At 70.0% G+C, this 20,199-nt stretch carries 20 protein-coding genes; 14 read left to right on the top strand and 6 right to left on the bottom strand.

The annotated features are described in order from the left end of the window. Nucleotides 1-2: 2 nt before the first annotated feature. Nucleotides 3-2,123 (bottom strand): transglycosylase domain-containing protein, encoded by a 2,121-nt coding sequence (locus tag WFH44_RS13240; protein ID WP_336714360.1) that lies wholly within the window; start codon nt 2,121-2,123, stop codon nt 3-5. A gap of 36 nt (nt 2,124-2,159) precedes the next feature. On the opposite strand from WFH44_RS13240, the gene WFH44_RS13245 reads away from it, so the two are divergent. The 3 genes from WFH44_RS13245 to WFH44_RS13255 are packed head-to-tail and all read left to right on the top strand — an operon-like array spanning nt 2,160 to nt 3,727. Next, on the top strand, nt 2,160-2,315 hold the full coding sequence (locus WFH44_RS13245) for a DUF4177 domain-containing protein (RefSeq protein ID WP_262103980.1): 156 nt from the start codon (nt 2,160-2,162) through the stop codon (nt 2,313-2,315). 1 nt (nt 2,316) lies between these two features. Next, nucleotides 2,317-2,811: a RidA family protein gene (locus WFH44_RS13250; RefSeq protein WP_336714361.1), complete on the top strand. Its 495-nt coding sequence runs from the start codon at nt 2,317-2,319 to the stop codon at nt 2,809-2,811. Continuing rightward, nucleotides 2,795-3,727 carry an NUDIX hydrolase gene (locus WFH44_RS13255; protein WP_336714362.1) on the top strand — a complete coding sequence of 311 codons (933 nt, stop codon included), beginning with the start codon at nt 2,795-2,797 and terminating at the stop codon, nt 3,725-3,727. The genes WFH44_RS13250 and WFH44_RS13255 overlap by 17 nt, the downstream gene beginning before the upstream one ends. A gap of 116 nt (nt 3,728-3,843) precedes the next feature. On the opposite strand, the gene WFH44_RS13260 is transcribed toward WFH44_RS13255, so the two are convergent. Further along, nucleotides 3,844-4,521: a Crp/Fnr family transcriptional regulator gene (locus WFH44_RS13260; RefSeq protein WP_262103977.1), complete on the bottom strand. Its 678-nt coding sequence runs from the start codon at nt 4,519-4,521 to the stop codon at nt 3,844-3,846. Nucleotides 4,522-4,774: 253 nt separating this feature from the next. Between WFH44_RS13260 and WFH44_RS13265 the strand changes: the two genes are divergently transcribed. Continuing rightward, the gene (locus tag WFH44_RS13265) at nt 4,775-5,962 is read left to right on the top strand and encodes a MarP family serine protease (protein WP_336714363.1); all 1,188 of its coding nucleotides are present in this window, start codon (nt 4,775-4,777) and stop codon (nt 5,960-5,962) included. Nucleotides 5,963-6,002: 40 nt separating this feature from the next. Here WFH44_RS13265 and aroQ read toward each other — a convergent pair whose 3' ends face one another. After that, nucleotides 6,003-6,458 (bottom strand): type II 3-dehydroquinate dehydratase, encoded by a 456-nt coding sequence (aroQ, locus tag WFH44_RS13270; protein ID WP_336714364.1) that lies wholly within the window; start codon nt 6,456-6,458, stop codon nt 6,003-6,005. Between the two features lie 115 nt (nt 6,459-6,573). Continuing rightward, entirely contained in the window at nt 6,574-8,550 is a 1,977-nt protein-coding gene (acs, locus tag WFH44_RS13275; protein ID WP_336714365.1) for an acetate--CoA ligase, read from the bottom strand. 253 nt (nt 8,551-8,803) lie between these two features. Between acs and WFH44_RS13280 the strand changes: the two genes are divergently transcribed. From WFH44_RS13280 to WFH44_RS13290, 3 genes are read left to right on the top strand one after another with little or no spacing between them, the layout of a single operon-like run. Further along, nucleotides 8,804-10,453 (top strand): hypothetical protein, encoded by a 1,650-nt coding sequence (locus WFH44_RS13280; RefSeq protein ID WP_336714366.1) that lies wholly within the window; start codon nt 8,804-8,806, stop codon nt 10,451-10,453. Further along, the gene (gene nth, locus WFH44_RS13285; RefSeq protein WP_336714367.1) at nt 10,440-11,264 is read left to right on the top strand and encodes an endonuclease III; all 825 of its coding nucleotides are present in this window, start codon (nt 10,440-10,442) and stop codon (nt 11,262-11,264) included. The genes WFH44_RS13280 and nth overlap by 14 nt, the downstream gene beginning before the upstream one ends. Then, complete coding sequence (locus WFH44_RS13290; RefSeq protein ID WP_336714368.1) at nt 11,261-11,968, top strand: NUDIX hydrolase; 708 nt, start codon at nt 11,261-11,263, stop codon at nt 11,966-11,968. Before nth ends, WFH44_RS13290 begins: the two co-directional genes overlap by 4 nt. Before the next feature lie 9 nt (nt 11,969-11,977). Here the strand turns inward: WFH44_RS13290 and WFH44_RS13295 are convergent, their stop codons facing one another. Together WFH44_RS13295 and WFH44_RS13300 are read right to left on the bottom strand one after the other, a co-directional pair. After that, nucleotides 11,978-13,351, bottom strand: coding sequence for a WXG100-like domain-containing protein (locus WFH44_RS13295; protein ID WP_336714369.1), 1,374 nt, complete (start codon nt 13,349-13,351; stop codon nt 11,978-11,980). 101 nt (nt 13,352-13,452) lie between these two features. After that, complete coding sequence (locus WFH44_RS13300; protein WP_442892913.1) at nt 13,453-15,132, bottom strand: bifunctional 3'-5' exonuclease/DNA polymerase; 1,680 nt, start codon at nt 15,130-15,132, stop codon at nt 13,453-13,455. Nucleotides 15,133-15,252: 120 nt separating this feature from the next. Here WFH44_RS13300 and ssd point away from each other — a divergent pair, with 120 nt between their 5' ends. The 7 genes from ssd to WFH44_RS13335 all read left to right on the top strand — a co-directional run bounded on the left by ssd (nt 15,253) and on the right by WFH44_RS13335 (nt 20,183). Next, nucleotides 15,253-16,338, top strand: coding sequence for a septum site-determining protein Ssd (ssd, locus tag WFH44_RS13305; RefSeq protein ID WP_336714371.1), 1,086 nt, complete (start codon nt 15,253-15,255; stop codon nt 16,336-16,338). Between the two features lie 3 nt (nt 16,339-16,341). Then, complete coding sequence (locus WFH44_RS13310) at nt 16,342-17,553, top strand: TadA family conjugal transfer-associated ATPase (protein ID WP_442892909.1); 1,212 nt, start codon at nt 16,342-16,344, stop codon at nt 17,551-17,553. Next, nucleotides 17,550-18,326 carry a hypothetical protein gene (locus WFH44_RS13315; protein WP_336714372.1) on the top strand — a complete coding sequence of 259 codons (777 nt, stop codon included), beginning with the start codon at nt 17,550-17,552 and terminating at the stop codon, nt 18,324-18,326. Before WFH44_RS13310 ends, WFH44_RS13315 begins: the two co-directional genes overlap by 4 nt. Before the next feature lie 5 nt (nt 18,327-18,331). Next, the gene (locus WFH44_RS13320; protein ID WP_336714373.1) at nt 18,332-18,913 is read left to right on the top strand and encodes a type II secretion system F family protein; all 582 of its coding nucleotides are present in this window, start codon (nt 18,332-18,334) and stop codon (nt 18,911-18,913) included. A gap of 135 nt (nt 18,914-19,048) precedes the next feature. Then, nucleotides 19,049-19,339, top strand: a complete 291-nt coding sequence (locus WFH44_RS13325; RefSeq protein WP_336714374.1) for a DUF4244 domain-containing protein — start codon at nt 19,049-19,051, stop codon at nt 19,337-19,339. 29 nt (nt 19,340-19,368) lie between these two features. Next, on the top strand, nt 19,369-19,776 hold the full coding sequence (locus WFH44_RS13330) for a TadE family protein (protein WP_336714375.1): 408 nt from the start codon (nt 19,369-19,371) through the stop codon (nt 19,774-19,776). Further along, nucleotides 19,773-20,183 (top strand): Rv3654c family TadE-like protein, encoded by a 411-nt coding sequence (locus tag WFH44_RS13335; RefSeq protein WP_336714376.1) that lies wholly within the window; start codon nt 19,773-19,775, stop codon nt 20,181-20,183. The genes WFH44_RS13330 and WFH44_RS13335 overlap by 4 nt, the downstream gene beginning before the upstream one ends. The last annotated feature ends 16 nt before the right edge of the window (nt 20,184-20,199 follow it).

The raw sequence follows: 20,199 nt of genomic DNA on the forward strand, positions 1-20,199 counted from the left end.
GGTCAGTCGTCGTCGTTCCTGCTGCCCGAGGACCCGACCATATCGCTGGGCGGGCTGCCGAAGCCGCCGTGGTTGTACAGCGGGGCGACTGCGCTCATGTAGTCGGTCCACTGCGCGCCGGCGATGGTGGCACCGTCCACGTAGTCACGGGAGAGGCCGTTGATCGGGATGTCGTTCAGCGACTCGTAGTTGGTCCAGTTGCCCACCCACGAGGCGGTGGAGATGCCCTTGGTGTAGCCCACGGTCCAGGTCTGCTCCGACACGTCGGTGGTACCCGTCTTGGCCGCCGCGGGGACGCCGATGGGGTTCATGTAGCCGGGACTGTCATTGACCAGGTTCTCCAGCGGGACCGTCACCGCCTTGGCAACGTCCTCGGAGATGGCGCGTTCGCAGGACTTCTGCGGCACCTCGTACTTCTTGCCCTGCGCGTCCGTGACTTCGTTCAGGGAGATGGGAGTGCAGTACATGCCGCCGCTGGCGATCGTGGCGAAGGCCGCCGACATGGTCAGCGGCGACACTTCCTGGCCGCCGATCACGAAGGACGGGCTGTTGACCTCGAACGGCTTGCCGTCCACGGCCCGGTGCACGCCCATTCGGGTGGCGGCGTCGCGGATGTCGCACAGGTCCAGCATGGCCGCCTGCGCCACGGTGGCGGAGTTGACCGATTTGGTCAGGCCATAGCTGACCGACATCGGCCGGGTGTATCCGGGAAGCGCGTTCTTGAAGTCCCACTTGTCGAACCAGGCGCCGGCCGGCAGGCAGCTGGCGTTCCAGTTGTAGCCCGCCGGGTAGGACGTGCGGGTGGCGTCGACCGTCTCGTTCAGGGTGCGGCCGGATTCCAGCCACGCGATCGTCGTGAAGGGCTTCATGGTCGAACCCGGCTGGAAGCCGTAGGAGGTGCCGCCCATGTCCGCGTCCACGTTGAAGTTGAGCTCGGTGTTCTTGGCGCCCTGCTCCGGGCTGTACTTCGTGTTCTGGGCCATGGCGAGGATCTTGCCGGTGCCCGGTTCCACCGACACCATCGAGGAACCGGCGCCCGACGCGTCGCCCATCGGCACCTCTTCCTCGATCTGCTTCTGGGCTTCCGTCTGCAGGCGGGAGTCGAGGGTGGTCTTGATGGTCAGGCCGCCGCGGGCCAGGAGCTTGGCGCGCTCGGTGGAGTCCTTGCCGAACTGGTCGGACTGCATGATGACGTGCTGGACGTAGCTGCAGAAGTAGTCGGCGAAGCTGGCCGCGACGCAGCCGGAGCTGACCGGCTGCAGGTCGACGCCCAGGTCCGATGCGGCCGCCTTGTCGTACTCCTCCTGGGTGATCTTCTTGGCGCTCAGCATGGCGGCGAGCACCGAATTGCGCCGCTCCTTGGTGGCCTCGGGATTGGATACCGGGTTGAAGTAGTTGGGCGACTGGACCATTCCGGCGAGCATGGCGGACTGCTGGATGTTCAGTTTGGAGGCCGGAATCCCGAAGAACGTCTGGGCCGCGGCCTCGATGCCGTAGGTCTGGCCGCTGAAGAGCACGATGTTCAGGTACCCCTGCAGGATCTCCTCTTTGGAGTATTCCTTCTCGAGCGCGATGGCCAGCTTGGCTTCGCGCAGCTTGTCCCCGATGGACTTGGTGCCGCTGATGGTCAGCTCGTCGGCACTCTTGCCCTCGGATGCTCCGGCGTCGATCAGGACGTTATTGACGTACTGCATGGTCAGCGTGGAGGCACCCTGGAGGCTGCCGCCGGCCATGTTGGTGACCGCGGCGCGCATGATGCCCTGGGGATCGACGCCGCCGTGCTCGAAGAACCGCACGTCTTCGATGGAGACGATGGCGTCCTGCATGTGCTGGGAGACCTTGTCCAAAGTCACCGGCACGCGGTTCTCCGCATAGAACGTGGCGATCAGCTTGTTGTCCGCCGAGTAGATCTTGGAGGGCTGGGAGAGCGGGTTGGTCTGCAGCTCGTCAGGCAGCTGGTCGAAATAGTCGATGGATGAGGTTGCCCCGACGCCTGCCACAGCCGCTGCGGGAACGAGCAGACCGGCCGCCAGCACGCCGCAGAGCGCACTGATGCCAAGGAATGCCACGATTTTGCCCAGCGTTGTAGCAGTGTCAAAAAGGGGGGATTTACGAGCCGCCATGCGCCCTAGTTTACAAGCAGGCGTTACCGTTGACTTATGACGAAATGGGAATACGCCACGGTACCGCTCATTATCCACGCCACCAAGCAGATTCTCGACCAGTGGGGAGATGATGGCTGGGAGCTGGTCCAGGTAGTTCCGGGGCCGGATTCGACCAACCTTGTTGCCTACCTTAAGAGGGAGAAGAACTAGCATGGCGCAGCAGCAGGATGCCCGCGTATCAGCCGTCGAGGAGCGCCTCGCCGAACTCGGCCTGGCCCTCCCGGAAGTAGTGGCCCCCGTGGCCGCCTACGTTCCGGCCGTGGTCTCGGGAGACTACGTCTACACCTCCGGGCAGTTGCCCATGGTCAGCGGCGAACTGCCGGCGAAGGGCAAGGTGGGCAGCGGCGCCGATGCCGTCTCCGCCGATACCGCCAAGGACCTGGCCGCGACCTGCGCCCTGAACGCCCTGGCGGCGGTCAAGGGTGTCATCGGCGACCTGGACCGCATCACGCGGATCGTCAAGGTTGTGGGCTTCGTCGCCTCCGAGCCGGACTTCACCGGCCAGCCCGCCGTCATCAACGGCGCCTCCGAACTTCTGGGCAAGGTCTTCGGCGAGGGGGGCTCCCATGCCCGATCGGCGGTCGGCGTGGCCGTCCTGCCCCTCGACTCTCCGGTTGAGGTGGAACTGATTGCCGAGTTCAGCTAGCCCGCTCCGCCAGACAACGCGGCGGTTCCTGCTGCCGCGGGAGCAGCATGCCGCGGCCCTGAGCTGGCTGGAGCACGGTGAGCGGACGCCGCTCAAGGCCCGCCTCGCCAGCAGCGTCGTCCTGGTGCGGGACGGGTTCGAAGGGGCCGAGACCTACGTGGGCTACCGCTCCGGAAAATCGCCCCTGGGCACGATCGCCTTTCCCGGGGGCAGCCTGGACGATGCGGACTACGGCGCCGTCGGCTGGTTCGGTCCGGCGCCCGGCAAATGGGCCGAGAGCATGGGCATCGAGGACCACCAGGTGGCCCGGGCCCATGTCATCGCGGCCATCCGCGAGCTGTTCGAGGAGACCGGCATCCTGCTGGCGGGCCAGGACGAGGCATCCCTGGTCGAGGGCGGCAACAGCGAGGACTGGATGCGTGCCCGCCAGCTGGTGGCCGAGCAGGAAAGCAGCTTTCCCGAGCTGCTGGACCGCTGGGGACTGGGCCTGCGCACCGACCTGCTGCGCCCGCTGTCCCGGTGGATCAGCCCGGACTTCGCCCACCGGCGCTTCGACACCCGCTACTTCGCCGCGACCCAGCCGGTGAACCAGCAGCCGGTCCTGCTGGACGGCAAGGGCGTGTGGGGCTCGTGGGTCAGCGCAGCGAAGGTGATCGCGGATCGGGACACCAGCAACCTGGGGGATACCGCGGACCAGGAGGACACGCGCGGCCGCACCCTCAGCGAGCTGACGTCGCCCGCCGTCGAAACCATGCTGGAGAAGATCTCCACCGCCCGCGGCTGCGTCGCCTACCTGTCCCATAAGCGGCAGCCGCAGACCTATCACCCGCAGCTGGTGGTCGTGGACGACGTCCCCATGCTTGAGGTTCCGACGGCGCTGGGAACCGAGGGCGGTTCGGTCCAGCGCGGGCGGTAGCTGCGTCGGGCGAGGCGGCAGCAGCCCGGATCGGTGCCGTGAATCCCGGACCAGTGCCTTAAATACCGCGGCGGCCACCTGCGAAAGGTGGCCGCCGCCGTCGTCGTTAAGCCGGTTTAGCGGGAACGCTGGCGCAGCCGCTGGATGTCCAGGATCACGACGGCGCGGGCCTCGAGCCGCACCCAGCCGCGCTGGACGAACTCGGCCAGTGCCTTGTTCACGGTTTCGCGCGAGGCGCCGACGAGCTGGGCCAGTTCTTCCTGGGTCAGTTCGTGGGCGACCAGGATGCCGTCGGTCGCCGGGCGGCCGAAGCGGTCTGCCAGATCGAGCAGGGCCTTGGCAACGCGGCCCGGAACGTCGGAGAAGACCAGGTCGGCCAGCGAGTCGTTGGTGCGGCGGAGCCGGCGGGCGAGGGCCTGCAGCAGCTGGGCGGAAACCTCGGGACGGGTCTCCAGCAGGCCGCGCAGGTTCTCGTTCTTCAGGCCGGCCAGGCGCGTCTCGGAAACGGCCGTGGCGGAGGTGGAACGGGGGCTGGGATCGAACAGGGCCATCTCGCCGAAGAGCTCGCCCGGGCCGAGGATGGCCACGAGGTTCTCGCGGCCGTCCGAGGCGGTGCGGCCGAGCTTGATCTTGCCGGAAACGATGAAGTACAACTGGTCGCCCTGGTCGCCCTCACGGAACACCGAGGCACCGCGCGAGAGGTCAACCTCTGTCAGCTCATCCGTCAGCGCGGCAAAAACGTCGTCGTCGAGGGAAGCGAAAAGAGGTGCGCGGCGAAGTATCTCGATGTCCATTTAGTCTCCTGTTTCAGTCATGTTGCTTGGCAGCTGCAACGTAGCCAGCTGCGGCACTGCCTACCATTCTGCCGCATGAGCAGTCCATGTGACATCTTCCACAGGGCGATTTCGCTCAGAGACAAGGGGATGCCCCTCCGCTCGTGGGCTATGGCCGGGGGTGCCGTACCGCTTAACCAGTCCGGGCCCGGGCATATTCCCAGCCGCGGACATTAGACTTGTTCATAAACTCCCGGCCATCGATGGAGACAGCTTGCTATTCGGCCTGACGGTTCTGGACATCGTCCTGATCCTGATCCTGCTTTCCTACCTCATTGCGGGCCTGCGCAAGGGGTTCCTCGTGACCTTGGGCGGGATCGTCGGCTTTGTCCTGGGTGCGATCGCCGCCTTCGTCGCTATCCCGTACGTAAGCATGTGGGTGCCCGACCCGGGCTGGCGGCTGACGGCCATCATCGCCGTGGCGATCCTGCTGGTCATCCTCGGGCATGCGATCGGATCCGGCGTCGGCCGCGCCATCCGGGGGCAGATCGACGTCCCCGCGGTCAGGCCGGTGGAGCGGCTGCTCGGCGGGGCAGCGAACCTGGCCGTGGCGGCGCTGGTGATGTCCATGCTGGCCTTCAGCATCGGCGCGCTGGGCGTCCCGTTCGTCTCCCAGCAGATCGCTGCCTCCAAGGTCATTCAGACGATCGACTCGTTGACCCCGAACCCGGTCAAGACCTGGCTGGCGCAGGCCCGTTCGATCGCCGTCCAAGACGGCATCCCGATGGTGACGGACCAGGCGGCACCGGCAACCCCGGCGCCTGTGCCCGACGCGAGCGTGGACACCCCCGCGCTCAACCAGGCCGCCGCGTCCGTCCTGAAAATCGCCGGCACCGCATTCCAGTGCGGGCAGAACCAGACCGGCTCCGGGTTCGTCATCGCGCCGGACCGGGTGATGACCAACGCCCACGTCGTCGCTGGCGTGAACGAGCCGATCGTCGAGATTCCGGACGGGCGCGTGCTGCCCGCGCGGGTGGTGCACTTCGACCCGCAGCGTGACATCGCCGTGCTCGCGGTCGAGGACCTGGAGCTGCAGCCCCTGGCAGTCGGCGATGTGCTGCAGAACGGTGCCCTGGCGGCGTTCCACGGGTATCCGGCCGGCGGGCCCTTCCAGAGCCACCCGGCCACGGTCCAGGGGCGGTCGACGGTGCTGGTGCAGAACATCTACGGCTCCGAGCCCTCGAAGCTCGAGGTTTACACCCTGGCCGCCAACGTGGCGCAGGGCAATTCCGGCGGTCCGCTGCTGGACCAGGAGGGCCGGATCTCCGGCATGGTGTTCGCGAAGGCCACCGACGACGTTCCGGTCGGCTATGCCCTGTCGCTGGCGGAGATCCGGCCGGTGATCGACGAATCCATGGTCTACCAGGAAACCGTGGCGGCCGGGCAGTGCGTCCGGAAGTAGCAGTGCGGCCGCGGCTGCCGCGGGGGACCGGGCGGGTTTCCTAGAGCCGGTCCGCCAGCAGCTCGATCGCGAAGCGGTAGCCGCTGATGCCGGCGCCGGCGATCACGGCCTCGGCAATGCCGGAGATGTAGGAATGGTGGCGGAATTCCTCGCGGCGGTGGACGTTGCTGATGTGCACCTCGACGACGGGCAGGTCGACGCCCGAGAGGGCGTCCCGCAACGCGACGGAGGTGTGCGTGTAGCCGCCGGGATTGATGACGATGCCTGCGGCGGTGCCCCGGGCCGCATGCACGGCGTCGATCAGGGCGCCTTCGTGATTGGACTGGAAGCACTCCACGGTCAGGCCCCGGGCTTTTGCCGCGTCCGCGGCGAGCTTTTCGACGTCGGCCAGCGTGTCCGCGCCGTAGATGTGCGGTTCGCGGGTGCCAAGCAGGTTCAGGTTGGGGCCGTTGAGGATCAGGAGTTTGCGGCTGCTGCCGCCGGCGGGATCGGTCATGGTTCCACTATGCCGCACCAGCGCGGGACGACTGCGGTTCGCTACGCCGCCCCGACACGCACGGGGGCCGCCGCAGACGTGCTGCGGCGGCCCCCGTGCGGATGGTGCTGGAGGATCAGCCCTTGAGCGAGGTGGCGATCTGCTGCATGACGGTGTTGTCTGCCAGCGTGCTGGCGTCACCCGCCTCGCGGCCTTCGGCGATGTCCTTGAGCAGGCGGCGCATGATCTTGCCCGACCGGGTCTTGGGCAGTTCCGGCACGACCAGGATCTGGCGGGGCTTGGCGATCGGGCCGATTTCCTTGCCCACGTGGTTGCGCAGCGTCGTCACGATCTCCGGGTCCTCCGCGGCGCTGCCGCGCAGGATGACGAATGCCACGACGGCCTCGCCGGTCGTGTCGTCCGTGGCACCGACGACGGCGGCCTCGGCGACCGACGGGTGGCTCACCAGGGCGGACTCGATCTCGGTGGTGGAGAGCCGGTGCCCGGAGACATTCATCACGTCGTCGACGCGGCCCAGCAGCCAGATGTCCCCGTCGTCGTCCTTCTTGGCACCGTCCCCGGCGAAGTACATGTTGTCGAACCGGGACCAGTAGGTGTCCTTGTAGCGGTCCGGGTCCCCCCAGATGCCGCGCAGCATGGCGGGCCACGGCTCGCGCACGACGAGGTAGCCGCCGTGCCCGTTGGGCACCGGCTCGCCCAGTTCGTCGACGACGTCGACGGCGATGCCCGGCACCGCGACCTGGGCCGAGCCCGGTTTCGTCTCGGTGACGCCCGGCATCGGGGCGATCATGTGGGCGCCCGTCTCGGTCTGCCACCAGGTGTCGACGATGGGGGCCTTGTCCGCGCCGATGACGCGGCGGTACCACATCCAGGCCTCGGGGTTGATCGGCTCGCCGACCGAGCCGAGGACGCGGATCGAGGACAGGTCGTACTTCGCCGGGATGTCCTCGCCCCACTTCATCATGGTGCGGATGGCCGTCGGGGCGGTGTACATGATGGACACCTTGTACTTCTCCACCAGTTCCCACCAGCGGCCCTGGTGCGGCGTGTCCGGCGTGCCCTCGTACATCAGCTGGGTGGCGCCGTTGATCAGCGGGGCGTAGGTGACGTACGTATGGCCGGTGACCCAGCCGATGTCCGCGGTGCACCAGTAGACGTCCGTCTCCGGGTGCAGGTCGAAGGTCGCCCTGTGCGTGAATGCGCCCTGGGCGAGGAACCCGCCGGTGGTGTGCAGGATGCCCTTGGGCTTGCCCGTGGTACCGGAGGTGTACAGGATGAAGAGCGGATGCTCGGAGTCATGCGGAACCGGGGAATGCTCGGCCGGGGCGGTCTCCACCACGTCGTCCCACCACTGGTCGCGGCCCTCGTGCCAGTCGACCGGTTCGCCGTTGCGCTTGACCACGACGACGTTGCCGACGTTGTGGCCCTCGGCCTCCAGCGCGGCGTCCACCGCGTTCTTCAACGGGCTCGGCTTGCCCCTGCGGTAGGTGCCGTCCGCGGTGACGACGAGCTTGGCCTCAGCATCGTCGATGCGGCTGCGCAGTGCGTCCGCGGAGAACCCGCCGAAGACGACCGAATGGATTGCGCCGATCCGCGCGCAGGCCAGCATCGTGATGACGGCCTCGGGGATCATCGGGAGGTAGACGGCGACGCGGTCGCCCTTGGCCACACCCAGGGACTCGAACGCGTTGGCGGCCTTTTTGACCTCTTCGGTCAGCTGCGCGTACGTGTAGGTCCGGGTGTCGCCGGGCTCGCCCTCGAAGTAGATAGCCACCCGGTCGCCCAGGCCGTTCTCGACATGGCGGTCCAGCGCGTTGTAGGCAGCGTTGAGGGTACCGCCGACGAACCACTTCGCGAAGGGTGCTCCGGACCAGTCCAGGGTCTGGGTGAAGTCCGTGTCCCATGTCAGCAGTTCGCGGGCCTGCTGGGCCCAGAACTCCACGCGGTCGGCGTCCGCTTCCGCGTAGATGTCGGCGTGAACGACCGCGTTCGCGGCGAACTCCTCACTGGGTGCGAACTTCCGGTTTTCCTGGAGGAGGTTCTCCAGGGCATCGCTCTTGGCTGCGGACGAGGCACCGTTGGCTTCAGACATTCGAAGACCTTTCGTGTTGCGGCTTGCATGGCCTGCCGATGGCAGCGGCTGCCATCCGTGTCGATTATCACACTAGCGCCTGCCTCCGACATGAGTGCGCGGCGTCACATTCGGCGATGTAAAAGGCTGCAAATCTGCGCCGAGCGGTCAGATCGGGTTCGGCCCGCCGCCGCGGTTCGGCTAGTGAAGGCCCACATCGTTGACTACGCTGAAATCAGCTGGCTCTGGTGGCCGAAACGAACGGAGATAGACGATGACTGATCCTGCCGTGACCAACCGCGACGGCGTGGGAGAGGCGGTGGCAGGCCCCTTCACGATGCGCGACATCACCGTGGCGCTGTCCGTAGTCCTGCTGTTCCTCGCGTCGGTGCTGCCCGCAGGGGTATTCCGGGGAATTGTTTTCAACATGTGGAACTCCGGCGGTCTCTTCCAGCTCGGCCTCAGCATCCTGCTGCCGGTCATCGTGCTGGTCCTGTTCGCCATCCGGAGGCTGGCGCCGAAGACCAAGCTTCGGATCGGGTCCCTGTCCGTGGACCAGTTCGCCTCCGTAGTGGCGTGCTTCAACGCCGCCTATTACTTCCTCGAGCTGGTATCGGGGCTCAAGCCCGTATCCATCATCGGCTTCGTCGGCGGTCTCGGCCTGTTGTCCGCAACCGTCTGCGCGCGTTGGATTCCGCAGTTCCGGGCAGACTTCGTGGGACGGCCGGAGACCACCGCGCACCCGGTGGCCCGCGACGCCATCGAGCCGCGGCCGAAGACGGCCAAGCCCAAGGCCACCACGGCTCCGGCAGCCCGGACGGGCCAGGCCGCGGCAGCAGCCGGCGGTGCTTCAGCCGGGGCGGCAGCAGCAGATGCAGCCGCCGGGCCGGCCGGGCACAGCGCCCTGGCATCAGCTGCCGAAGGGCCACGTCCCGGAGCCGGGAACCGGCAGGGCAGCACCGCCGTCGAGACGAAGAGCGGATCCGCAGATGCTTCCGTCCCCTCGCCGGCAGCGGGGTCGAAGGCCGAAGGATCGAAGGCCGGAGCTGCAGTCGCCGGGGCGGCCGCAGCTGCCGCAGCCGGAGCGGGCTCTGCGTCTTCGGCCGGTACCCCCGGCACGGGGGCAGCGGCCGGAGCCGGGACGGCGCGCACGTCTGGCGCTTCCGCCTCGTCAGGCACCTCGGGAACAGGGGCGACCGCGGCAGGCCGCACCGGTGCGGGCCAGCGCGTAACGGCGCCGACCGGGTCGGCAGCCAAGACTCCCTCCCCGGCAGCGGACGATGAGGCGGCGCCGGGCGCAGCCGACGGCGAAGCCGTGGGAATCCCGGTATCGGACGACGAGGCCGTTGCCTCCGCCGCCGGACGTTCCGCCCGGGAGGGCAGCGCTGCGGCTTCGGCCGAGGCAGCGAAGGAAACCACGCCGCCCGCAGAGCTCGGAACCAAGACCGAGGCGAACAGCATCGCGGGCGCCGGCTCCCGCGGCCCCGACGCGGCCAAGGGCCAGCCCGATGCCGCGCTCTCCGCGGCCGGAGCCACCGGACGGACCGCTGCGGAGGCGGACCGAGCCCCGAAGGAGGAGGAGCGCACGCGGGAGGAACGCGCAGAGGATGCGACGGCGTCGTACCCCAGGACCGCGGCGATGGGCTCCGTGCCGGCGGGTGACAGGACCGCCTCAGCCACGCCGATCAGCGCCACGCGCGAACACTATGAAGAGCCGGAAGAGGAAATCACGTACGAGGCCTTCTGGTTCGCCGTAGGCCGGACACGCCCCGTGTTCGATGAGAACACCGGCCAGGTCGCGTTCACCTTGGAACCCGGGGCCTGGATCCTGGCCCTGCAGGACCGCGGCGATGAGTTCCTGGTCCAGCACACGGACGGGCGCGTCGGGGTACTCCGGGATCTGACGAACATTGAGCGTGCCTGAGAGGCCTGCGCGCAGGCCGCGCAGGACCGGCGCGGAGGAGACCCCGCTGGCGCTCAAGCGCAGGGCGCGGCGGATCAACAAGATCCTCGCCGAACAGTACCCCTACGCCGTCGCGGAGCTGGACTTCCGCAACCCCTTCGAACTGGTCGTGGCGACGGTCCTGTCCGCGCAGACGACGGATGTCCGGGTGAATGCCACGACTCCGGCCCTGTTCGCCCGCTATCCGGATGCCAAGGCCATGGCCGAGGCGGATGAGGCGGAGCTGCAGGAGATGATCCGGCCCACGGGGTTCTTCCGCGCGAAAGCCCAGAGCCTGCTGGCGCTCTCGAACCGGATCGTCGACGAATACAACGGTGAGGTCCCCGGCCGGCTCGAGGACCTCGTCACCCTGGCCGGAGTGGGCCGCAAGACAGCGAACGTGGTGCTGGGCAACGCCTTCGGGACTCCGGGCATCACGGTGGATACCCATTTCGGCCGCCTGGCCAGGCGCTTCGGCTGGACGTCATCCACCGATGCGGTCAAGGTCGAATTCGACGTGGCTGAATTGTTCGAGCCCAAGGACTGGACCATGCTGTCCCACCGTGTCGTGTTCCACGGCCGCAGGGTCTGCCACGCGAAGAAGCCCGCCTGCGGTGCCTGCGCCGTGGCCGATCTTTGCCCGTCCTTCGGCGAGGGGGAAGTCGATCCGGACAAGGCCGCCAAACTCCTGAAGTACGAGCTGGCTCCCGGGCGGGAGGAACTGCTGGCCCGCATGCGCGCCGGCCAGACACGGGCAGAACTGCGCGCCGCCGGTTTTAAGCTGGATGCATGAGTGCCAAGGCGGATCTTGAGAAGCTGGTGAGCGTGCCGCTCCACGAACGGCTGTCGGTCCGCGACCGGGAACGCTGGTACAACGTCGAACTGGACGAGGACGAAGCCCGGACGGCTGCCGTCCTGATGCTCTTCGGAGCCTTGGACGATACGCCCGCGGAGTTCCACCACTCCGTCGTGCCGGACGATCTGGACCTGCTGTTCATCGAGCGGGCGGCGACGCTGTCTTCCCATCCCGGCCAGGTAGCCTTCCCCGGCGGGGGGATCGACGCGGACGACGACGGACCCGTGGCGGCAGCGCTGCGGGAAGCGGTCGAGGAAACCGGCCTGGACGCCGGCGGTGTCGAGGTCCTCGGCACGCTGCCCGAGATCCCGCTCTCCGTCAGCAATTTCCTCGTGACGCCCGTGCTCGCGTGGTGGACGTCGCCGTCGCCGGTCTCCGTGGTGGACTTCGCGGAATCGGCTCAGGTCTTCCGGGTCCCCGTGGCGGACCTGCTCAACCCGGAAAACCGGCGTACGGCAGTCGTGGAGCGCAGCGGCCACGCCTTCAAAAGCCCCTGCTTCCTGGTCCACGGCGTGACGGTCTGGGGCTTCACCGCGATCCTGCTGAGCCATCTTTTTGACGACCTGGGGTGGACGATGCCCTGGGATGCGTCGCAAGAAATCCCCGCTCCGCTGCGTCCCGCCCGACCGGCTGGGGAGTAGCGCCGAGCTTCACCCGCAGCCGGGCCGGCATGACGATCGTTGCCGGCGTGACGGAGGGGAGCGCGGGCGCGGCGGCCGCGCGGAGATATCCGTCCGGCGACGCAGTTCGTCGGCATCCTGGAGCCGGCCATGCTGCCGGCTGGCGCCCACCGCGACAATCGAAAACCTGGATCCGAAGTCCAGATTGTGGATGACCCTCCCGGCGAAGGACTGGCCCGCGGGGCTGCCGAAGGCCGCGCCGCCCGCGGCCCGTTCCAGGCCGGTCTTGGCCGCCTTAGCCAGCCCGTGTGACAGGATGCCGGCCGGTCCCGAGGCGGCGAAGGAAAGGGCGTAGTCGCCGCCCGTGCGCGCCGATTCCAGGGCACGGCCGACGGGCGTGGGGCCGCCGAGGCCGCCCAGCCGGAGCACCGGCTGCCGCCTCCCGCCGGCAAATGGCAGGACCGCGGTCCTCAGGCTCTTCGGGAGGCCGCCGGCCAGCGCCGATCCGGAAGTGCGCAGCAGCTGGCCCGCGATGCCGGCGTCGGCGGCGAAACGATCGGTGACCAGCTGGAAGACCCGGACCGCAGCCAGGAGCCGGCCGGCCGCCGCGGCATTCGCGAGCAAGGCCCCGATTCCCGCGCTGAGCACGGACACGAGGACCGAGACTCCGACGGACACGGCGACGTCGCGTATGAAGGACTCGATTTCGGCCGCCAGCTGCGCGTGGGCGTCTTCGACCAGCCCGGCCATGCGCGTGCAGTCGCCGGCGAGGGCACGGCACGCCTCGGCAATGTCCAGGCGGCTGCGGTGGAGCTGCCCGTGGTGCTGTTCGAGCAGCGCGACGTCCGTGGACCGCTGGCCGGCGAGGGGCAAGGTGGCCGCTGAGAGAGCACGGGCCGCTTCCGCCTCGAGTTCGGCCGCGACGTAGGTCCAGGCGGCGGCCGTGGTCCGCATGGCCGCAGCATCGCCCGAGGGCCAGGCCCGGCCGGCGGCGTCCGCGACGACTTGGCCGAACTCCGGCATCAGCGGGACCCGGCCCCCTACCGCGGACACGGCGTGCGGCGGGCACACCGAGGCGACCGGTTCCGGCGGGACTTCGTACGGCGCCGGCGCCCCGCCGGACAACTGCTCGGTGAAGGCGTAGAGCGACGCCGCTACCCGGGTGTGGAACCCGGCCGAGGCATAGGCGGCCGACAGCTGGTCCAGCGCGGCCAGGATGCCGGCTGCGGCGGCATCGTAGGCCTCGCCCCATGCCAGAGCCTCGGTTTCCCAACCGGACATGCCGGCAGCTGCGGCCGACCTGCCGGCGGCGTCCTGCCGCAACGCGGCCAGGTTGGCGGCGACGCCCTCCGCCGACGCGGCCGACGCGCACAGGGCCTCGGTGTCGATCGTCAGGACTGCCATTTTCCTCCTCCGCCGCCCGGCCCTCGCGGCCGTCCTCGGCTCGAGGCTATGCGACGCAGCCCGCAGCGGCTACGGCCCGTCCGCGGGCTGTGGAAAAGCCGCTACTTGGCGTCGGCATAGGAATCGACAGCGGCGATGCTGACGGGAAACTCGACCGGAATCCGCCCGAACATCAAACGGGTCGCATCCGCGGCGGCCTCCGCCACGAGGGTACTGGCGGCATCGGCCTGGTCCTGCCGCACATGCAGGACCACCTCGTCATGCAGGAAGAACACCAGCTCCCCAATGAAGGTGCCGGACGCAGCGGAGGCGCGCAGCCGCCGTCGTACTTCCGCCAGCCAGCACAGGGCCCACTCCGCCGCCGTCGACTGCACGATGAAGTTGCGCGTGAAACGGCCCCGGCTGCGTGCGGCCGCATCCGCCCGGCGCTGCTCCTCCGCGGTGGCGGTGAGCTGGGCACGCCGCCACGCCGCCGGGGGCTCGGGGCAGCCCCGGCCCAGATGGCTGCTGACGACTTCTCCGGCCTCGCCGGCCCGCGCCGCGCGCTCGACGGTCGCGAGGGCCCGTGGATACGTCCGGGCGAGCTGCGGCACCAGGCGGCCGGATTCGCCCGTCGTCGCCCCGTACATCGCGCCCAGCATCGCCACCTTGGCCTTGGCCCGGTCCCCGCCGAACCCGGCGTCGGCGATGCCCTGGTAGAGGTCCCGTCCGCGGGCGGCTGCCGCCAGCGCATCGTCCCGGGCCAGGGCGGCGAGGATGCGCGGCTCCAGCTGGGAGGCATCGGCCACCACCAGCCGGTGGCCGTCGTCCGCCCGCGCCGCGTCCCTCACCTGCTGCGGGATCTGGAGCCCGCCGCCGCCCCGCGAAGCCCACCGCCCCGTGACGACCCCGCCGACCACGTACTCGGTCCGGAACCGCCCCTCGCCGGCCCAGGAATCCAGCCACTCCCAGCCGTTGGCGGACGCCAGCCGGGCAAGCTTTTTGTACTCCAGCAGCGGCCCGATCGCCGGGTGGCCGTGTTCCTGCAGCTCCCAGGAACGCGTGCTCCGCACTTCAATGCCCGCCCGGTGCAGGGCACGCAGCAGCTCCTGGGGCGAATCAGGGTTGAACGCGGGAACTCCGAGCAGCCGGTACAGCTCCTGGGCGAGCAGGTCCAGCCGGGCCGGGCGGTGACCCGGCCGCGGGCGCGGGCCGAGCAGCCGGGTGAGGATCTCTTCGTGCACCTCGCGGCGCCAGGGCAGGCCCGCCCGTTCCATTTCGGCGGCGACCAGGGCGCCGGCGGATTCGGCCGCCACGAGGAGCTGGAGCCTCTCCCGGCGGGGCGAACCGGCAACGGCGGCCAGCTGGTCCTGCAGCTCCTGCATCACCGACTCGATCGTCGCCGACGCCGGCTGCTGGTCGAAGAGCGTGAATTGGTCCGGTTCGTCGTCCCGGTATGTCTGCTCCGCTGGCCGGCGCCCGCCGTCGGCGCGCAGGGCCCGGATGTAGGGAGTGTCCGCAGTGTACTGCGACAGGACGAGCAGTTCCCGGGTCAGGGACAGGTCGTGGCAGCGTTCGACCGTGGTTCCGGCACGAAGCAGCGGCAGGTAGCTCCTGCGGGTGCCCTCCCAGACCCAGCGCAGGGACGGCTCCTCCATCGCCGCCACGGCGGCCGGAAGGTCCGCTGAGCTAACGACGGCGGCCGGTGCCGCGGGCGCGCCGGTTGCGTCCGCGCGTTGCAGCAGGAAGGTGGCCTCGCGGACGGCGCCGCCATCGCCGGGGGAGCCCGGCGCTAGAACCATGTACACCCAGCCATTTTCGCCGATGGCGGCCAGTGTCTCGTCCTCCACAGGCTCACCGCCGTCCACAGCGGCCGTACCGGCGCTTCCGTCGCCGCCTGCGGAAGGGGCAGGTTGGTCGTTATGCAGACGGAGAGTTTGGCGGCACGGCATTGGACACCGCGGCATGACGGAGCCGAGGTGCTGCTGGTGACCGCGTCGGCGCGACTACGCGATGAAGTGGCACGCGTTGCGGCGGCGGCCGGCGTGGATGTCAGCCTGCTCGAGGTCCACGAGGCCGGGCACATTCCCGAAGGCAGCGTGGTGGTGCTCGGCAGCGATGCCGCCGCGAGATTGCCCCGGCTGGCGGCGGACGTGATCGTCGCGGGTTTCCCGGACGAATCCACGCTCCTGTGGGAGCAGGCGGCTGCAGCTTCGGCCCATCGGGTGGCCGTACTGCCCGAGGCCGCGGGCTGGCTGGCCGAGTACCTGAGCCGCAGCCGGCACGGTGACGCACGCGGCACGGTGGTCACGGTGCTGGGAACCAACGGCGGAATCGGCTGCTCCACGCTGGCCAGCTGGCTCGCCGCGGATGCTGCCGCCCGAGGCCATGCGTCCCTGCTGGTGGACACGGACCAGCTGGGCGGAGGGCTGGAAGCCGGCCTGGGATGGGAACAGGCCGAGGGACTGCGCTGGCCGGATCTGGCCGGGGTGCGGGGCACGGTCAATCCCGCCCAGCTGCGCGCCTCGCTGCCCGCCGCCCAGGGCTTTTCCCTGCTCGGCTGGGGCCGCAGCGGGGGAGCGGTGGACATTCCCAGGCAGGCCGTGTCCGAGGTCATGGCGGGTGCGGCGGCCGGTTTCGACCTGGTGGTTGTCGACGCCGGCCGGGTCCGGGCCGAAGCGGGCAGCTGGCTGGCCGTGGCGGACCGGGCGGTGCTGCTCATGCCGGCCGGTACCCGCGGGATCGCGGCAGCTGCCGCAGCGGCCGATTTCCTGCGCCCGGTGCCAACCAGCGCTGTGGTCCGCGGCCCGCTGCCGGCCGGTGTTGACGAAGACCTGGCCGCGGAGCAGGCGGGGGTGGAACTTGCCGGCTACCTGCCGCGGCTGCACGGCATGGCTGCCGCCCAGGACCGCGGCAGGCTGCTGGAGAAGGCCGCGCACCGCAGCGTCCGCCGCCTGCTGCGGCGCTTGGGCCCGGCCGTCTCGCCGGCCCGGACGAGGGCGGGCTGAGCGGTGGACTTTCGGACAGGAACGCATGGGCGGAGGGCCGCCAGGACCTCGCTGGGAAGTCCGCTGGACCTGGGCGCCTTCCGGGACGCAGTGCTGGCGGACCCGTCCCCGGTTACCGGAGCCCGGTTGGCGGCGGCTGTCCAGACAAGCGGCCAGGTGCTTGGGACGGCGGCCGTGCTGGAGGCCGTCGAGACGCTCAACGCGGACCTGCGTGGCCTGGGTCCGCTGCAGCGGCTGGCGCAGGAAACCGGAGTCACGGACATCCTCGTCAACGGGCCGGAGGACGTGTGGACGGACGGGGCGGCAGGGCTGCGGCGGAGCGACGTGGTGTTCGGCAGCGACGCCGAGGTCCGGGCCCTGGCCGCCCGGCTGGTGACGGCCGGAGGACGCCGGCTCGATGACAGCAGCCCCTGCGTGGACGTGCGCCTGGAGGGCTACCGCGTCCACGCAGTCCTCCCGCCCGTCTCCACCCAAGGGACCCTGCTCTCGATCAGGATCCGGCGTCCGCGGGTCTTCACTCTCGCCGAGCTGCTCGGGCAGACGCCGGTCTGGATCCCGTACCTGGAGGCCGTCGTGGGCAGCCGGCTGAGCTTCCTGGTCAGCGGCGCCACCGGGTCCGGCAAGACCACGCTGCTGTCCGCGATGCTCGGGCTGGCATCCGCGCACGAGCGGCTGGTCCTGGTCGAGGACGCCGCCGAGCTGAACCCCGACCATCCTCACGTGATCGGCCTGCAGAGCCGGCACAGCAACCTGGAAGGCAGCGGCACCGTGGACCTGGGCGAACTGGTCAGGCAGGCGTTGCGGATGCGGCCGGACCGGCTGGTGGTCGGAGAATGCCGCGGCGCCGAAGTGCGCGACTTCCTCGCCGCCATGAATACGGGGCATGCGGGGGCCGGCGGCACCGTGCACGCCAATTCAGCGGCCGGGGTGCCGGCCCGCCTGGCGGCCATGGGCGCGCTCGCCGGGCTGTCGCCGGAGGCAGTGGCCCTGCAGGCCGGCAGCGCCCTGGACCTGGTTATCCATCTGGAGCGGACAGAGGGCGGACGGGGAGTCGCCGAGCTGGCCCTCATCCGCTGCACGTCGGCGGGATCGTTGGCGACGGTGCCTGCACTGGCCATGGACGGCGGTGTCCTGCGCCAGGGGCCGGGCTGGGCCGCGCTCCGGGAACGGCTGGCCCGGGCGGGCTATTCCTTGCCGGCGATCGAGGCGCCATGAGCGGGCTGCCGGTTTTCCTGCTGTGCCTAGCGGCCGTCCTGTTGTTCGGCGTCCAGGGGACCGTCCGCCGCCGCGAGCGCCGGCGGAGGCACAGCCGAACGCGCAACGCCGGCAGCAAGGCCTACGCGGACTGCCTGCACGAACTGCCGATGTTCGTCCGGCAACTGGCCGCATTGCTGCGCTCGGGCAGCACTCCCGCGCGGATGTGGGAGGAAGCGGGCAGGCTCTACGGCGCGGGTGGCGACGGCCCGGCCGGCTCCGCCGGGCCGGATGCCGGCGCGCCGGAGACCCTCCGGCAGGCCGCGCTTTCCGCCCTGCTGCAGCCCGGCATCCGCGCTGCCGGCCAGGCCGCCGGGCTGGGACTGAGCGTCGCTGTCGCGCTGCGGCACCTCAAGCTTCCCGCGGGCCTGCCTCCGGAGACCAGCGTGATGACCGCTCGGCTCTGGCGGGATCTCGGAGCATGCTGGGACGCAGCGGAACAGACCGGTGCGCCGCTGGCACTGTTGCTGGAGAACTATGCACACCACCTGCAGCACCAGCTCGACGCGGCGGCTGCCCGCAGGACCGCGCTGGCAGGACCCCGGGCGACGACCACGCTGCTGGGCTGGCTCCCGCTGCTCGGGCTCGGCCTGGGGATGGCGATGGGGGCTGACCCGCTGGGCATCCTCCTGGGGTCGCCCTCGGGATGGCTCATCCTCACCGTAGGGCTGGCCCTGCTCGCGGCCGGCCGTCATTGGTCGCAGCGGCTCGTCAACGCCGCGGCCCGGGAGTAGCCCGGATGCTGACGGCACTTGCGGTGGCATTGCTGGCACTAACCGGCTTCTTGCTGCTGGATCCGCCCGGATCCGGCGGCCGGCGGCGGCGCGTGTTCGGACCGGTAACAGGCCGCAGAGCGGGGCGGCTTCCCGGTGCAGGGGGCCGGGCCGATCCGCCGCTGCCGGATCCGGCGCTCATGCTGGATCTGCTGGCCGCCATGTTCCGGGCCGGCACCTCGCTGCCGGCGGCGGTACGGACGCTCGCCAGGGCGGCCGAAGGAGACGGGCGGATGCGGCTGGAAAAGGTCGCGGCGGCTCTGCAGCTGGGTACCGAATGGGGCAGCGCGTGGGCGCTCGCCGGCGAGGACGAAGGCCTGGCCCGTATCCGCGAGGCGCTGACCTTCGGCGCGGCCACCGGCGCGCCGTCCGCCGAGATCCTCCATGCCCAGGCCGAACAGCTCCGGCGGCGGCGCAGGCAGGAAGCCGAGCGACGCGCGGCGGCCTTGGGCACCAAACTGGTGCTGCCGCTGGGACTGTGCGCCCTTCCCTCCTTCGTCGCCCTGGGCATCGTGCCGGTTTTGATCTCGCTGCTGCCCCGGCTTTGACCGGCACGAGTCATCCTCCACAACGGAGGCGGATGCGGCGGATATCCACCTAGGCGAAGAGCCCACTGATCGTCCGGATCCCCATCCGGAAAGCTCATGAATACCGCAACACCGCGGTCAACCACAGGAGGAAAAATGTCATCAACACCATCGCTGGCACCCCGTCCCGCAGGCTCTGCCGCCGAACCGGAGCCCGCCGCCGGCCCGGACGCAGACATCATCGAGTTTCCGGCGGCGCGTGTCGAAAAGGCGCAGCGCAGGTGGCGGGACCTGTCAGGTTCCGAGGCGGGGATGGCCACTGCCGAGTACGCCATCGCCACGTTGGCAGCAGTGGCTTTTGCCGGGCTGCTGGTACTGATCCTGCGCAGCGGCGAAGTGCGGGGGCTGCTGATGAGCCTCGTTGAGCTGGCCCTGACCGCAGTGTGAGCACCATGGTCCGGCTTTCGGCTCTGCATATGCGCAGGGCATTCCGCCTGGCAGCGAAGCCGCCGCGGCCGATGGAGGTCCGCAGGGAACGCGGTTCGGTCACTGCCGAAACAGCGATCGTGCTTCCGGCGGTGGTGGCGGTGCTGGCCATGCTGTTGGCGGGAGCGACGGCCGGATCAACCCAGCTCCAGCTTGAGAAGGCGGCACAAACAGCGGCCCGCCAGCTTGCCCGCGGCGAGTCCGGAGCTGACGCTGCCTCGGCCGTACGGCGTATTGCCGGGCCGCGGGCGGTGCTGGCATCCGGGAACGCGGGCGGGTGGATCACGGTCGAGGTCAGCGCAGCCGTCCCCGGCCCCTGGGCCGGCGAGGGCTGGAAGCTGACGGCCGAGGCCTCGGCTCCGGCGGAGCCGCACGCCGGCATCGGGACAGCTCCATGAGCCGCGGGCTGACCAGCTGCCCTGCCGGGCGGCAGAAGGAACTCGGCGCAGGCACGGTCCTGGCGGCCGGGATCGCGATCCTGCTGTGCCTGCTGCTCGCTGCCGTGGCGATGGCGGTGCAGGCAGGCGCGGCGTCGTACCGGGCAGCGAAGACGGCCGACTTGGCCGCGCTGGCAGCGGCCGATGCCACGCGCGGCCTGATCAGCGGCGAACCGTGTTTGCGGGCGGCGGAAGTCGCCCGCAAACACGGGGCCGCCCTAGAGGAATGCCGCAGGATCGGGCCGTCCGGGCACATCGTGGACGTCGATGTTGCCGTTCCGCTGCGGTTGTTCGGCTGGCTCGATTCACCCTGGCGGGAAGCCAAGGGCGTCAGCAGGGCCGGCCCGCCGCCGGGGCGCGCGCCGTGATTGCCAGCGCGGCCGT

This window comes from Arthrobacter sp. USHLN218 (assembly GCF_037144715.1).
In the GTDB taxonomy this organism is placed as follows: Bacteria; Actinomycetota; Actinomycetes; order Actinomycetales; family Micrococcaceae; genus Crystallibacter.

Bases quoted from the DNA above. Each gene is read 5' to 3' on its own strand.
- aroQ (WP_336714364.1), bottom strand. From the start codon at position 6,458: ATGACCGATCCCGCCGGCGGCAGCAGCCGCAAACTCCTGATCCTCAAC.
- WFH44_RS13325 (WP_336714374.1), top strand. From the start codon at position 19,049: ATGTCATCAACACCATCGCTGGCACCCCGTCCCGCAGGCTCTGCCGCC.
- WFH44_RS13240 (WP_336714360.1), bottom strand. From the start codon at position 2,123: ATGGCGGCTCGTAAATCCCCCCTTTTTGACACTGCTACAACGCTGGGC.
- WFH44_RS13320 (WP_336714373.1), top strand. From the start codon at position 18,332: ATGCTGACGGCACTTGCGGTGGCATTGCTGGCACTAACCGGCTTCTTG.
- WFH44_RS13295 (WP_336714369.1), bottom strand. From the start codon at position 13,351: ATGGCAGTCCTGACGATCGACACCGAGGCCCTGTGCGCGTCGGCCGCG.
- WFH44_RS13260 (WP_262103977.1), bottom strand. From the start codon at position 4,521: ATGGACATCGAGATACTTCGCCGCGCACCTCTTTTCGCTTCCCTCGAC.
- acs (WP_336714365.1), bottom strand. From the start codon at position 8,550: ATGTCTGAAGCCAACGGTGCCTCGTCCGCAGCCAAGAGCGATGCCCTG.
- ssd (WP_336714371.1), top strand. From the start codon at position 15,253: ATGCAGACGGAGAGTTTGGCGGCACGGCATTGGACACCGCGGCATGAC.
- WFH44_RS13250 (WP_336714361.1), top strand. From the start codon at position 2,317: ATGGCGCAGCAGCAGGATGCCCGCGTATCAGCCGTCGAGGAGCGCCTC.
- WFH44_RS13280 (WP_336714366.1), top strand. From the start codon at position 8,804: ATGACTGATCCTGCCGTGACCAACCGCGACGGCGTGGGAGAGGCGGTG.
- WFH44_RS13300 (WP_442892913.1), bottom strand. From the start codon at position 15,132: ATGGTTCTAGCGCCGGGCTCCCCCGGCGATGGCGGCGCCGTCCGCGAG.
- WFH44_RS13290 (WP_336714368.1), top strand. From the start codon at position 11,261: ATGAGTGCCAAGGCGGATCTTGAGAAGCTGGTGAGCGTGCCGCTCCAC.
- WFH44_RS13315 (WP_336714372.1), top strand. From the start codon at position 17,550: ATGAGCGGGCTGCCGGTTTTCCTGCTGTGCCTAGCGGCCGTCCTGTTG.
- WFH44_RS13245 (WP_262103980.1), top strand. From the start codon at position 2,160: ATGACGAAATGGGAATACGCCACGGTACCGCTCATTATCCACGCCACC.
- WFH44_RS13335 (WP_336714376.1), top strand. From the start codon at position 19,773: ATGAGCCGCGGGCTGACCAGCTGCCCTGCCGGGCGGCAGAAGGAACTC.
- WFH44_RS13330 (WP_336714375.1), top strand. From the start codon at position 19,369: ATGCGCAGGGCATTCCGCCTGGCAGCGAAGCCGCCGCGGCCGATGGAG.